Raw genomic sequence first — 14,092 nt, 5'->3', positions numbered from 1 at the left:
TCAACAGTCACAAAAATACCAGCTATGACTTTAAACTTATGAATACGAGCCGCAAACACCTGCTATCTTTAGCATTGATCACCGCTTTAAGCCCTCTTGCTTCTACAACTGCTTTTGCCCAGTTATATCTGGAAATTGCTAAAGCACCAGATCAGGCACCTAAAATTGCTATTGTCCCGTTTAATAATGACAATGGGCTCTCTCCTATTGTTGAAACTGACTTAAACCGTTCTGGACGCTTTACAAGCTCATCTAAAAATTTACCTGCTAATGCTGCAATCAATCAGATTCAAGCTTCTGACTGGCAAGCTGCCGGAATTCCATATGTAGTTACTGGACAAATTAAACAAACAGCTACAGGTTTTGAAGTTCATTACCAACTTTATGATGTACAAAAGCAGCAATACATTTTAAATGAACTTTTAAATGTACCTGCTTCACGCATACGTCAAGCTGGCCATATGGTAAGTGATGCTATTTATCAGGCACTTACAGGCATTCCGGGTGATTTTAGTGGCCGTATTGCTTATGTACTCAGAAATCCGGCAACTCCTGCAGAACGTTATACTTTACAAATTGCAGATACGGATGGTGAACAACCAAAAACAGTTTTGTCATCTCGTGATCCAATTCTTTCTCCGGCATGGACACCTGATGCCAAGAAAATTGCCTATGTTTCGTTTGAAACCAAACGTCCAGCAATTTATTTACAAGATTTATCTACAGGGACACGTGAAGTACTCACAAGCTTTAAAGGCCTAAATGGCGCACCGAGTTTTTCACCTGATGGCCAATCAATGCTATTTACAGCCTCTATGAATGGTAATCCTGAAATCTATCAAATGGATTTATCAACTCGCCAAGTCAAACGTATGACGAACGACTCGGCAATTGATACTGAAGCACGTTATACACCAGATGGAAAATCGTTTATTTTTACTTCTGACCGTGGTGGTTCTGCCCAAATCTATCGTTATACCTTTGCTGATGGCTCAGTAAAACGTCTAACGTTTAAAGGTTCATTTAATGCACGTGGAACTTTGAGTGCAGATGGCAAAAAGATTGCTCTTGTTCATCGCCCAAGTGGCAGCAGTTATAAAGTTGCAATTCAGGACATTAATACTGGCATCACCAATATTCTTACCCCAACCAGTTTAGATGAATCACCAAGTTTCTCACCAAATGGGCAAATGGTGGTCTACGCAACTCGTGAAGGCAACCGTGGCTTGTTGTCTATTATGTCTACTGATGGACGTTTCCGTATGAATTTACCAAGTGAACAAGGTGAAGTACGTGAACCGGCATGGGCACCAAAATAACTTTTAATTCCATTGATGGAGATGATCATGAAATCAATCAAATATTTAGCTTTACCCTTTCTTAGCGTAGCACTTGTGATGACAGGTTGTGCTAGCCGCAAACCGGTAGCGACTACAGCAACTGGTACAAATCCAAGTACAGTAAACACTTCTGGTTTAAGTGAAGATGCGGCATTAAATGCTCAAAATTTGGCAGGTGCTTCATCGAAAGGTGTGACTGAAGCAAATAAAGCTGCTTTGGCTAAACGCGTTGTTCATTTTGATTATGACAGCAGTGACTTATCTACTGAAGACTATCAAACTCTCCAAGCTCACGCACAATTTCTTATGGCAAATGCAAATTCAAAAGTTGCATTAACTGGTCATACAGATGAACGTGGTACACGTGAATACAATATGGCCTTAGGCGAGCGTCGTGCTAAAGCTGTACAAAGTTACTTAATTACCAATGGCGTAAACCCACAGCAACTTGAAGCTGTAAGTTATGGTAAAGAAGCTCCTGTTAATGCAGGACATGATGAATCTGCGTGGAAAGAAAATCGCCGCGTTGAAATTAATTACGAAGCAGTCCCTCCTTTATTAAAATAAAGAATACGCATAAAAAAACGCTCATATTTTTATGAGCGTTTTTTTATAACAACAAAACTTAGGAAGATTTCTTTTCTTCTTCAGAATGTTGCATCGATTCAATCAAATCATGCTTATTAAAATCTTTATATTCAGGTTTTGCCTCATAATCTTTCCAAGCATCCTGAACATTCTCTTTCGAAATTTCATCTAGATTGATTGGTTCACCTGCTGTTGGGGTCGCATCAAACTTCTTTGTTGTCATTTCGATTCTCCTAAAATATACAGTCCGTTGTTATATAGTCAACATACCATTTAAAATGGGGGTTGTAAGCATAAATCCAACACAAATAAAGTAAGATAATTTTTATTTTGTGCCATTCTCATCTAGAATATGCCACGTATTTATCTGACTCATTTTGATGCTTGAAGCACAGGAGCTATTTTCTATGTCCAACCTCACCTTGTCCCAATTTTTAGAACAACAAAAAGGGAATCTAACACCGGAGTTGGCTCAAGTCATCGATACTATCGCCACAACCTGTAAAACTATCGATCAAGCCTTACAAAAAGGTGCGCTCGCTGGTATTTTAGGAAGTGCTGGTAATGAAAATGTTCAAGGTGAAACACAGAAAAAACTTGATGTGATTTCTAATGACTATTTAATCGATGCATTAAAAGTTCATCCACAAGTAGGTGGTCTTGCTTCTGAAGAGCTTGATGAATTCACACCAGCCCAAGAAAATGGTAAATATCTAGTTTTGTTTGACCCATTAGATGGCTCAAGTAATATTGATATTAATATGTGTGTAGGCACAATTTTCTCTATTCTGCCTGCAAAAAATGCGGTAACACAAGCAGACGATTTCATGCAAGCTGGTACACAGCAAGTTGCTGCTGGTTATGTACTTTATGGTCCATCAACCATGATGGCTTTAACAGTTGGAAATGGCGTAGCATTCTTTACTTTAGACCCAGAAACTCAAACATTCTTGCTCACTACTGACAATGTTCAAGTTGCAGCAGATACTCAAGAGTTTGCAATTAATGCTTCTAATCAGCGTCATTGGGAAGATCCTGTAAAACAATATATTGATGAATTACTTGCAGGTAAAACCTCTGTTCGTGAAAAAGATTTCAACATGCGCTGGGTAGCATGTATGGTGGGTGATATTCACCGTATTTTATGCCGCAGTGGTATTTTCCTTTATCCATACGACTTAAAAGATCCGAAAAAAGCGGGTCGCTTACGTTTAATGTATGAGGCGAATCCAATGAGTATGCTCATTGAACAAGCTGGTGGTGCATCAACTACAGGCCGTGTTCGTATTTTAGACATTGAACCAACAGAACTTCACCAACGTGTTCCTGTAATTATTGGTTCTAAAAATGAAGTTGAACGCGTAACAAACTATCATTAATAATTTTAATTACTTAGGGCATCATAGTATGATGGTGCCCTTTTGTTGGATATTTCCTTATGGCTGTTATTTTTTTAGAATCAAAAGACAATGCAAAAATTAAACATTTGCGTGGATTAATCGAACTTAGTAACGCCCGAAAAAAACACCAGCAAACAGTCCTTGAAGGTACCCATCTTTGTTTAGCGTGGCTACAGCAACAGAAGAAGCTTTTCTCTTTATTTACGACAGAACAAGCATTAGAACACGAAGATTTAAAAGAAATAATCGAACTGCATCAAGGTCATATCTTTGTTATTAGTGAAGTTTTATATAGAGATTTGAGTACCTTAGGTACAAGTCTGCCTTGTTTGGCTATTATCGATTTGCCTAAAACTGCATCAACAATTGACTATAAAGTAGATACTTTAATTCTAGAGAATATCCAAGATCCTGGTAACGTAGGCACATTGCTACGTTCAGCAGCGGCAGCAAATATTAAACAAATTATTTGCACACAAGGCTCTGCATCACTTTGGTCTCCACGAGTTTTAAGAGCAGGTATGGGAGCTCATTTTAGCTTACATTGTTTTGAAAACTTCCAACTCACAGATATTCTTCCAAAATTTCAAATCCCAGTTTTTGTTACGAGCTCTCATCACTCAACAAGCCTGTACTCACAAGATCTTTCAAAACCCTGTGTATGGATTTTAGGAAACGAAGGTCAAGGTGCTAGTGATTACGCATTAGATCAAGCACAATCAGTGACTATTCCTCAACCAGGTGGACAAGAGTCATTAAACGTAGCAATTGCAGGATCTATTTGTTTTTTTGAGATGGTTCGTCAACGCCAATAAAACGTTAATTTATTTTACATCTCACATATTTGTGAAAAAAATCAATTACACTAGTAAAAAATAGCCGATTGTTGTCAACCTCCCACCTCTTTTCAACGTTATATAAGAGATATATTGAAGATAAGGTGGGTATGTCCAATGACAGGATTTTCCATCTCCATGGATTTAGCACCGAAAAAGTCTCGATCGGAAACATCTAGTGCTCATGCAAGCACGGCTGAACAACGCCTGAAAGTTTTCATGCAAGATGTAACTGGTCGTGCTTTGGTGATGATGGAGAGTGCTACCCAAGGTCAACAAGGTATTGCAATGGATTTGGTTCAAGAAGCATTTATTGCTTTACACAAATCTTATGCCGATAAAAGTACTGAAGAATGGTATCCCCTGTTTTATACGATTTTAAACAACAAACTTCAGGATTGGCGCCGCAAAGAATCTCGTAGAGCAAACCCATTTTCATTCTTCAAAAAAGTTAGTCTGGACAATGACGACGACGAAATTATTGATGTAGTTGATGAAAAAGCCATTAATCCTGCGGATTTTCTCGATCAAGCAGTAACTATCGAAGAAATTCGAGAAGCGATTTCAAAGCTACCTGTTCGTCAACAACAGGCATTTATGTTACGTGCGTGGGAAGGTTTTGACACACACACAACAGCTCAGATCATGAACTGTACCGAAGGTAGTGTAAAAACCCATTATCACCGAGCAATTCAGGGACTTAGAGAGTACTTGGCCCATTTAAATCCCTTGGGAGGTTCTGATGAATCATGATGATTTCACTAAAAAGGTGACGTCTAAACTTGATAGTTTGGCACATCACCATAAAAATAAAACAGTGGTCATGAATCATGTGCTTGACCATATTCAACAAAAACCAGCCTCTTTTTATAGTGTCTGGAAAATGTCTGGTTTTGCACTTGCAGCAGCGATCACAGGTTTTGTAATTTTACCTAATTCAGCAGATATTGTTGATAAGCCACAAAATCAAGTGATTGTAAATCCTAAATTATCCCCACAAATGGTGGAAGATTTAGAAATGCTAATGGTCTTGGGTGAGGATAAAGTACAACATGGCAGCTAAAAAATTAGCTCTTATCCTTTGTTCATTAAGTTTCTTGCAAACTAGTTTTGCAGGTTTTGAACGATTTTGGATTTTTTCTAAAGATGCCAATACACAAGTTGATGACACATGGAATGCCCTTTCTGAAGAGGAACAACGTGCAGTTATTAAACGTTACCAGAGCTTAAAAGAGTTACCAGCGAATCAAAGTACGAACCTACAGCAACGTATGGACTGGTTTACTCAGCTCCCCGATGCTGAAAAAGAAAAAATGCGTGAAGCATGGCAAAAAATGAGTACACAAGAGCGTAATGATTTACGTCAGCGTATGCTTAAAGCAAATGGTGAAGAAAGAACAGCTATTCGTGAAGAATATATGAATAAGTATTTAGAACATTAATATAAGTATATGAAGTTCACACCCCGTGAATTTCATGACTTATATACTTTCCATAAAAAGCCTCCAATTGGAGGCTTTTTATTTTATATAATTTATTTACGGTAGCGTCTATAAACCGCTAAACCAAGTAAAGATGCTATAGATAGAATTCCTAAGCTACCGCCGCCGCCCCCACTTCGAGAATCATCAGTAGTAGTTGCGGTACTTATCAGATTAATTGTCCCAGGTTTCGCTGAAATTAATCCATTAGCATCATAGACATTATAAGATAGTGTATCGTTAAAAGTGTTAAAGACATTTTTTGCTTGAATATAAATATTACCGCCGTAACATGTATTTTTATTGTCTTTACCAGGACACGGTCCTTCTCGATCTGCCTTAACGACCGTAAAAATTCCATCTTTTGAAGTTTTGCTTGGCAAATAGATAGGTAACTCTACACCTTTTTCATTTACCCAAAATTGAGGCTTATCAGGCTTTGCAATAAGTGTACTAACTGGCCCATCGCCATCATCATTCGCATATTTGAGTAAATTCAAAGGAATCATTTCATTTGCTAAATACTTAAATGTTATTGTGCCATCTCCAGAAACAGGAGCAATATTTGCAAATTTTGCTTTAATTAATCCACTACTAAGTTCCACACCAGCTTTAGTGGTAATTGTATATTTACAAAATTCATTAGTTGTACTTGAAGTAGGATCATCATCAACACGATAAAAAAGAATTTGCTGTACTGCTGGATTCCACACACATCTCTGGTTTTCCTTAGTTTTAGTATCAGGAGTTAAATCTTCTACTTTTTGCGCCACGCCCAAGGGTTCTGCTTTAACATTATAATCAGCCGTATTAAAAAACTTTAATACATGGTTAATGTCTTCAGTTGGTAGAGGAAAACCATAATTTTTTAAATCAATATAGATTGCTCGATATTTTGTATTTACATGAGCCTTATCATTTTTAAACTTATCAAGTAAATCCTTAAATTCAGCTAAACGAACTTTATAGTAAACAATAAAGTTTGATGGCGTAGTTGGATCTTTGAGCAGGCTATCATACAAATCATAGCTTTTTTGATATGTCTCTATTAAAGTCGTAAATGAAATATTACCTAAACCTTCTAGATCACCTGCCGTAAGTTTCATTAATTCAACTGAACCAATATCACAACTATTTTTATTTTCATTTAAAGTTTGATAATAGTATGTATTGCTTACCAATCTAGCTAACCCACGCTGATCTTGAGGATGGCAACTAACTTTATTTTCTGAATCTACATCAATTAAATCTGTGGCTGAAAAATTATTTTTAGGATAGTAAATTGGTAAAAATCCATTATTTTCATTAGCCCCTTTTAAAGGCTCTAATAAAGTATTTAAGACATTATTTACTATATCAATATTAGTATTACCCGCAGGCACTACTTCTTTGGGTACATCACATTTTGGTGCATTTCCTGTTAAATTTAACGCATTAAACCTCAAATCTAATCCAGTATCTTTTTCCTCAGCTGCTGCCCCAAGTAAATATCGGCAAGCATAAGACCCGTTATTAAAAGCTAATACATTAAAATCTAATTTTTTATTACCTAATTTATCATATAAAAAAGTTGTGTTTGCTGAGTTCTCAACAATCGTATTATTTTGCAAGATTAAACTACTAGCCGAACTTAAATTACTGGTTTGATTTTTTGATGGATCAGCATCTCCTGTAAATTTAAGAATACTACCGTTAGTCGGACTGGCAATATTTTTTGCGATTGTATTATTTGTAAAAGTCGCTGTAGGGCTGCCACAAAAATTAAAAGCACTTATTGAACTAGCCGATCCATTATTAACAAAACTATTTGAATCCAATGATATAGTACGTGCGCTATATGAAGTATTAAACATACAACTCATTGCGAGAATACTACCTTCAGTTGAAGTCTGGCCATTGTTTTGAATTAAAGAATGACTCATCGTTAAACTGGCAGTATTACCTCCAAGGTAAATCGCTCCACCTTTAGATGCTTGTGAGTTTAATATCTGACTATTTTTTAAAGTTACATCGGCGCCAGCATAAATTGCACCACCAGACTCAGTACTTTTACCATTTTCTAAAATAATATTAGTTAATGTTAAAGGTTGCTGGTAAACAGCCGTATTAAAGATACGTGATTTTCCCCCAGCATTTATACGAGTTTCAAGCGCTTTTTGGGCTGGATAGTCATTCGTTAAAACTCCTTTTCGTTCCCAATCTGTCGCTTCTTTCCCAATAATATTCAAACCAATTTTAGGGGTTAATTCTTTATTTAAAGTGTAAGTACCACCTTCCAGTTGAATTGTATAGTTTGCATCAATTGCAGAAACTTCACATCCACCATAAGATTTACGCATTTCTGCTGCTGTAATAGCTTCACGTAGAGAACATGCATTCATGTTCTCATTATCTTCATCAGCAAGCGTTGTAACTTTTATTGTTGTTTGTGCCATTAAAGGCATTGCTGCGATAACAGTAATTACACCCAGTGCTTTTTGATAATTTTTCATAGCCCACATCCCTGTTTATGACTTGAAACGGCGTAATGCAATTAATCCAAACAACCCTAAAATTAAACCACCGCCTACACTCCCCCCACCGCCAGTACTCACCGATTTATCTTCAATTCCAGATAAAGGTTCCTGAACAATTCTTGTTGGGATAGTAATATATTGAAAATCTTCACCCTCATTAAAACGAGATACACTAGTAACTACTTGAATACTAAAAATATCTGCACCATGCCAATTTCCATTTGGCGTATAAATCACATTACCATTTTGATCTAAGGTTATAGTGCCTTTTGAAACTGGTGTATCTGTACTTTGTCTAACTTTAAGACATCCTGGTTGCCAGTCTTTGCCATCAGCACGCTCGCCGAACAATCGCTTACACGTAGCAGGCGTAACCAAATCAGCTTCACTTAAAGAACCTAAAATACCGAATTTTGCAACTTGGCCATATTTAATATCTTGACCAACCGAAGAGACTTCACTATCTACAATATATTCGATTGCACCTAAATCACAGAGTTCATCATATCCACTCCGACTCTTACCACGTTGATCGTATCTTTCACAACTCGCTAAACCAATTGAAGAGCCATCACTATAAAGACGTCCTTTATTAATGATCAATGATTCAGCTAAATTTTTATAATTCTCGAGTAATCGTGGTCTAAAGAAACCCAGAAAGCTATTTTTTGGCGTGTTATAAGGGCATAACAATCCATTTTGAGCAGTTACATCGCACACACCTTCATCTGTATCTCCCGCAATTAATTTTTCATTAGCGGGATAAAGAATGTTAGGAAGCTTTGATGTCGCATTTCGGTTACATTCTGCTGTAACTAAATTACTTTGTATAATTGCTTTGTCGGCTGTACCTACCTGACAATTTAGAGTATTCCCTACTAATATACTGTTTGAAACAGAAGCATTCCCTTGAGGAGCATCAAGAAATAGCCCTTTGGCATTTTTAATCATAGTAATATTATTAACAAACATCCCATCTCGAACATTTGCAATAAAACCACCTTTATTATGAAAAATTGTACTATTACTTAATCCAATAGCACGTGAAGTTAAATATCCCCCAGTACTTTCATCTGCAAACTTAGTTTGAACATACAATAAAGCGTTATCTGCGGCTGTAACTTCATTATCACGTAAAACAGATTGAGTAATGTAATAAAGAGGCATTTCACTATATAAAACTGCTCCCTGACCCGCTTTATTATTCTGTATTAAATTATTGGTAAGGGTAACTGTACCAGCTGTTCTTGTAGTATTAGATAAATTACCAGCATTATAAATTGCACCACCACGAGTGGCGTAACCATTAAGCAAACGTGAATTTTTAATAGTTAATTGTTCATGGTTATAAATTAACCCGCCATCTAATGCTGAAGTTTTAGAGCCAGCCCCTTGTAAATTAAGGTCACTCAAAGAAACTGAGAAAGAGGTTTTTTCAACATTATCATCATCAATTTTAAACAGGCGGTCTGTACCTGCCATTTTAATGCTAGCGTTATGGGTTCCTGGAGCATCATTATCAATAAAACTAGAGTCACTCTCTGTAAGAATATTGAGAGGCCCTGTAATTGTTATACTTTTATTTAATGCATATTCTTTATCACGCTTCAAAATAATATTTGAAGAGGCGTCTTTACCTCCGCATCCGTGATAACCAGTTGCATATTTTTCAACATCAGCAGCATTGGAAGATGCACGATAATTAAGAAATTGTACAGCCTCACGCAACGTACATAGCGTATCGTCTTTATCTTCATCAATTAAGCTTGTGACTTGAATATCGGCAGAATAAGCGTGTCCAGCAGCAGCCAATAAAGCAAAAGCAATGCTCCGTTTGAGCATACCCATCTCCTTACATCTTTTTTTCATTTTTTTTGTCAAAATTGCAAAATTTCCGCTTTTGCAATCGCATCCTTTGTGCGTACTTTGTCACAGCAAGTAGAATTTCTCAAGACATTTTGGTCGGTCTATAGAGTCATTTTTGAACCAGATTACAAAAAGCTTCTTAGATTTAAAAAAGTTTTTTAAATACAAAAAAGTGGCTTATTAAAAATTAGAAAGAGATTTACAAAGATATATAGGCAAGTGCTCTGAAATTAGAAATCTTGTGCCAGAGACTCTATCTTTAATAGGTTTTTATAAATTTAGGCAAAGCAATAAAGCAGAATGAAAGAATTTCTATTGTTGATATTCATCAATCAAAGCATAAATTTGCCTTAAAGTTGCATTCGAAAGTTTTGTTTTTTCGCCTTTGAGCAATTTTTCTAATTGGGCAACTGTCTGTAGTAAAAGAGAGGCTTGGTGAGGACCATGCAACAATAAATAGTCAACAATTTGCTGATCAAAATGAATACCACGTCTAGACATTACAGATGTAACCAAGGCATAGCGGTCCGCATATAGACTTCCACTCGGCACTTTAACGCTGACCGCTTGGGTAAGTCGTGACTGTAAGTCTGGTAATTCCAACTTTAATTCGATAGGCGCTACACGCGAAGAAAATACCAACTGCCCTTCGTGATTATTCATTAAATGAAAGACAGCTTTTTGCCAATGCGGCACACCACTAATCGATTCAATATCATCTAAAGCCACAAGGTCATAATGCTCTAAAGAAGTAATTGCTTCGATAGGAGCATCAAGAAGTTCAAGTAAAGAAACTTTAATTGCAGATTTGCCTATTTCTAAATAAGAGTCACAAATTGCGGAAAGTAAGTGACTCTTACCTGTCCCTGCGCCACCGTAGATATAAAACCTACTGACCAGACCAGCATGTAGTTGACGCACAGCATCGACTACATTCCCCCAACTTGGTCCCGAAAAGTCACTGATTCGGGCATCAAGTTGAGGTTCTATATCCAGTTGGAGTTGACGCATATATTGAATTAACCTTGAAATTATTTCTGGTCAGATGGTTTCAGTTCATCTGTATCTTGCTGTGTTTTAACCTCAAGATCAAGCTTAGTGCTTTCGGTTTCTACATGAATTTGCTCAATATCACCTTGTTGTATTACTAACGCAGAAGATGGAGCATAAAGTGAGCTTCTTTCATAGTTATCTCTTAAGTGCTTCAACAACACTACAATAACAGCCGCAACAGGCAATGCAATGAGCATTCCTAAGAACCCTGCAAGCTGTGCACCTGCTAATACTGCAAAGACAACTGCTACAGGAGATAGACCAATTTTATCTCCCAGTAAGAATGGCTGTAGAATATAGCCCTCGATAGCTTGGCCAATCATAAAAACCACACCAACAAGTAATAAATGCATCCAGTCCAATCCGAACTGAAACAAGCTTGCGATAACCGCGGCAATAATACCTACTGCAAACCCTAAATAAGGAATAATACTGGCAAGGCCAGCCACCATACCAATAATAAGACCAACTTCCAAACCAATGAGCTGCAAACCAACTGCATATACTATACCTAGCAATAGCATGACGAGAAACTGACCTTTAACAAATGCCCCTAAAACGCTATGGCATTCACCAACGATCTGCAAGGTAGTTGCTTCATATCGACGTGGAATGAGACGACGTAAGTTCTGCAACATACGATCCCAGTCTAGTAAAAAATAAAAAGCAATAATTGGAATTAAAACAACTGTTCCGCCAATTTGAATAAAATTCAAACCAGACTGGGCCAATTTTAATAACACTGACTGAATACTATCGGCACTATAATTGGTTTGAACATATTCCATCACAGCTTTAGACATCTGCTCTGTGTCAATTTCCATTGCCTGTAGATTAAAAGTTGAAGATACCCAAGGCAAAAAGGTAGCGTTAATCCAGTGAATACCAGCTGGAATACTATCTCGGGCATAAACCAATTGTTTCCAGATTAGAGGAACCAAATACCACAAAGCGATGGTTAGAGTTACACCTATTCCTATAAACACCACGCTAATTGCTAACCAGCGAGGCAATTTGATTTTTACCAGAACATCAACAAGTGGACTGAATAAATAAGCCAGGAAAAAAGCGCCGATAAAAGGAATGACTACAGGCTTGAGTAAGTACAATACCCATACCAGCAATACAATACCTGCGAGTAAAAAAATACGGCGCAGTATACGATCTTGCATAAAATCTAGCCTTTTTTGATTTAATCGTTATAAATGAAAAAATATTTTTATTAAAGATAGCATTTTCGAGCATAAATAACATAAGAGTTTCGTATATTCAGGTTATAATCTGCCGCCAATGCGGAGACTTCATTTATGAGCAACTCAACTTCTACCCCAAATACCGGTTTAAGCTATAAAGATGCGGGTGTCGACATTGAAGCGGGCGACGCACTGGTCGATCGTATCAAGTCAGTCGCTAAACGTACAAGTCGTCCTGAAGTAATGGGCGGTCTTGGTGGCTTTGGTGCACTATGCAAAATTCCTAAAGGTTATGAAGAGCCTGTTTTAGTTTCTGGAACCGATGGTGTAGGAACTAAATTACGTTTGGCACTTAATCTTAATCGTCATGACACAATCGGCCAAGATCTTGTGGCTATGTGTGTAAATGACCTTTTAGTTTGTGGTGCAGAACCATTATTCTTCCTTGATTATTATGCAACTGGTCACTTAAATGTTGACGTTGCTGCAAATGTTGTTACTGGTATTGGTAAAGGTTGTGAGCTTGCAGGTTGCGCACTTGTAGGTGGGGAAACCGCAGAAATGCCAGGCATGTATGAAGGCGAAGATTACGATCTTGCTGGTTTTGCTGTTGGTGTTGTTGAGCAAAGTAAAATTATTGATGGCTCTAAAGTAAAGTCTGGTGATGTGCTTATTGGTGTTGCATCAAGTGGTGCTCACTCAAATGGTTATTCATTATTACGTAAAATTTTAGACGTTAAAAATGTTGATTTAACTCAAACGATTGATGGCCGTCCTCTTGCTGATGTTGCAATGGAGCCAACTCGTATTTATGTAAAACCAGTTCTTGAGCTATGCAAACAAGTTGATGTACATGCTATGGCACACATCACTGGTGGCGGTTTACCAGGTAACTTACCTCGTGTATTACCAAATGGTGCACAAGCTGTCATTGATGAAGCTTCTTGGGAATGGTCTGAATTATTCCAACTTCTACAACGCGAAGGCAATGTAGAACGCTTTGAAATGTACCGTACGTTTAACTGTGGCGTAGGTATGGTCATTGCTGTTGATGCAAATGATGCAGAAAAAGCAATTGAAGTGCTTAATACTCAAGGTGAAAAAGCTTGGAAAATCGGACACATCCAAGAAAATGCTGAATCAGTGGAAGGCGCAGACGAAAAAATTCGTGTGATCTTTGCATGATAAAAATTGCTGTTCTAGTCTCTGGGAACGGCAGTAACTTACAAGCCTTGATAGATGCAAATCTATCAGGGCAAATTGTAGGTGTACTGTCTAATAAAGCAGATGCTTATGCCCTAGAGCGTGCTCAAAAAGCTAATATTGCTACGGCTGTTATTTCCCATAAAGACTTTCCAACTCGTGAAGTGTTTGATGAAGCAATGCATCAACAACTCTTGGCTTGGCAAGTGGATGTAGTTATTTTAGCCGGCTTCATGCGCATTTTAACTCCCACCTTTGTCAATAAATGGCAAGGGAAAATGCTGAATATACATCCTTCACTTCTTCCAGCTTACAAAGGCGTGAACACTCATCAACGTGTTTTAAATACAGGTGATCGTTTACATGGTTGTACCGTACACTTTGTAACTGCTGAACTAGATTCTGGTCAATCAATTGCCCAATCCGCTATTTCAGTTAAAGAACATGATACTGCCGCTTCATTAGCAGATCGAGTACATACACTTGAGCACTTTATTTACCCACAAGTAGCAGAGTGGTTATGTAACGGTCAACTTACATGGAAAAATGGTCAAGCTTATTTCCGTGATCAAGTTCTTAAACACCCTATTCGTTTTGCAAATTGGTAAAGCATTTT

The 14,092-nt window shown here is 37.5% G+C and carries 14 protein-coding genes; 9 read left to right on the top strand and 5 right to left on the bottom strand.

The window, feature by feature from the left end; genetic code table 11:
* Positions 1–38: 38 nt before the first annotated feature.
* A complete protein-coding gene (tolB, locus tag F936_RS05550) occupies positions 39–1,319 on the top strand; it encodes a Tol-Pal system beta propeller repeat protein TolB (protein ID WP_004643698.1) in 1,281 nt (426 codons plus the stop codon).
* Between the two features lie 27 nt (positions 1,320–1,346).
* Positions 1,347–1,907: a peptidoglycan-associated lipoprotein Pal gene (gene pal, locus F936_RS05545; RefSeq protein WP_005045807.1), complete on the top strand. Its 561-nt coding sequence runs from the start codon at positions 1,347–1,349 to the stop codon at positions 1,905–1,907.
* A 58-nt stretch (positions 1,908–1,965) separates the two neighbouring features.
* On the opposite strand, the gene F936_RS05540 is transcribed toward pal, so the two are convergent.
* Positions 1,966–2,151 (bottom strand): NF038105 family protein, encoded by a 186-nt coding sequence (locus tag F936_RS05540; RefSeq protein WP_003650227.1) that lies wholly within the window; start codon positions 2,149–2,151, stop codon positions 1,966–1,968.
* Positions 2,152–2,335: 184 nt separating this feature from the next.
* Between F936_RS05540 and F936_RS05535 the strand changes: the two genes are divergently transcribed.
* From F936_RS05535 to F936_RS05515, 5 genes are all read left to right on the top strand, one after another.
* Positions 2,336–3,307: a class 1 fructose-bisphosphatase gene (locus F936_RS05535; protein ID WP_003650226.1), complete on the top strand. Its 972-nt coding sequence runs from the start codon at positions 2,336–2,338 to the stop codon at positions 3,305–3,307.
* Between the two features lie 59 nt (positions 3,308–3,366).
* Positions 3,367–4,143 carry a TrmH family RNA methyltransferase gene (locus F936_RS05530; RefSeq protein WP_005045804.1) on the top strand — a complete coding sequence of 259 codons (777 nt, stop codon included), beginning with the start codon at positions 3,367–3,369 and terminating at the stop codon, positions 4,141–4,143.
* A 159-nt stretch (positions 4,144–4,302) separates the two neighbouring features.
* On the top strand, positions 4,303–4,917 hold the full coding sequence (locus F936_RS05525; protein WP_005045802.1) for an RNA polymerase sigma factor: 615 nt from the start codon (positions 4,303–4,305) through the stop codon (positions 4,915–4,917).
* Positions 4,907–5,227 carry a hypothetical protein gene (locus tag F936_RS05520; RefSeq protein ID WP_004643705.1) on the top strand — a complete coding sequence of 107 codons (321 nt, stop codon included), beginning with the start codon at positions 4,907–4,909 and terminating at the stop codon, positions 5,225–5,227. The genes F936_RS05525 and F936_RS05520 overlap by 11 nt, the downstream gene beginning before the upstream one ends.
* Positions 5,217–5,606, top strand: a complete 390-nt coding sequence (locus tag F936_RS05515; protein WP_004790640.1) for a DUF3106 domain-containing protein — start codon at positions 5,217–5,219, stop codon at positions 5,604–5,606. Before F936_RS05520 ends, F936_RS05515 begins: the two co-directional genes overlap by 11 nt.
* 92 nt (positions 5,607–5,698) lie before the next feature.
* Here F936_RS05515 and F936_RS05510 read toward each other — a convergent pair whose 3' ends face one another.
* The 4 genes from F936_RS05510 to cxpE all read right to left on the bottom strand — a co-directional run bounded on the left by F936_RS05510 (position 5,699) and on the right by cxpE (position 12,252).
* Positions 5,699–8,137 (bottom strand): CSLREA domain-containing protein, encoded by a 2,439-nt coding sequence (locus F936_RS05510; protein WP_005045800.1) that lies wholly within the window; start codon positions 8,135–8,137, stop codon positions 5,699–5,701.
* A 15-nt stretch (positions 8,138–8,152) separates the two neighbouring features.
* On the bottom strand, positions 8,153–10,003 hold the full coding sequence (gene rbtA, locus F936_RS05505; protein ID WP_005045798.1) for a rhombotarget A: 1,851 nt from the start codon (positions 10,001–10,003) through the stop codon (positions 8,153–8,155).
* Between the two features lie 336 nt (positions 10,004–10,339).
* Positions 10,340–11,038 (bottom strand): DnaA regulatory inactivator Hda, encoded by a 699-nt coding sequence (gene hda, locus F936_RS05500; protein WP_003650214.1) that lies wholly within the window; start codon positions 11,036–11,038, stop codon positions 10,340–10,342.
* A gap of 20 nt (positions 11,039–11,058) precedes the next feature.
* Positions 11,059–12,252 carry a chloramphenicol efflux transporter CxpE gene (gene cxpE / locus F936_RS05495; RefSeq protein ID WP_004643710.1) on the bottom strand — a complete coding sequence of 398 codons (1,194 nt, stop codon included), beginning with the start codon at positions 12,250–12,252 and terminating at the stop codon, positions 11,059–11,061.
* Between the two features lie 135 nt (positions 12,253–12,387).
* Between cxpE and purM the strand changes: the two genes are divergently transcribed.
* Complete coding sequence (gene purM, locus F936_RS05490; RefSeq protein ID WP_005045795.1) at positions 12,388–13,458, top strand: phosphoribosylformylglycinamidine cyclo-ligase; 1,071 nt, start codon at positions 12,388–12,390, stop codon at positions 13,456–13,458.
* Positions 13,455–14,084: a phosphoribosylglycinamide formyltransferase gene (purN, locus tag F936_RS05485; protein WP_004643712.1), complete on the top strand. Its 630-nt coding sequence runs from the start codon at positions 13,455–13,457 to the stop codon at positions 14,082–14,084. The genes purM and purN overlap by 4 nt, the downstream gene beginning before the upstream one ends.
* Positions 14,085–14,092: the final 8 nt, after the last annotated feature.

Origin of the sequence: Acinetobacter calcoaceticus DSM 30006 = CIP 81.8 (assembly GCF_000368965.1) — a bacterium.
GTDB classification, from domain to species: domain Bacteria; phylum Pseudomonadota; class Gammaproteobacteria; order Pseudomonadales; family Moraxellaceae; genus Acinetobacter; species Acinetobacter calcoaceticus.
The sequence above is the reverse complement of the archived record's forward strand: the minus strand, read 5'-3'. Positions and strand labels throughout refer to the sequence as shown.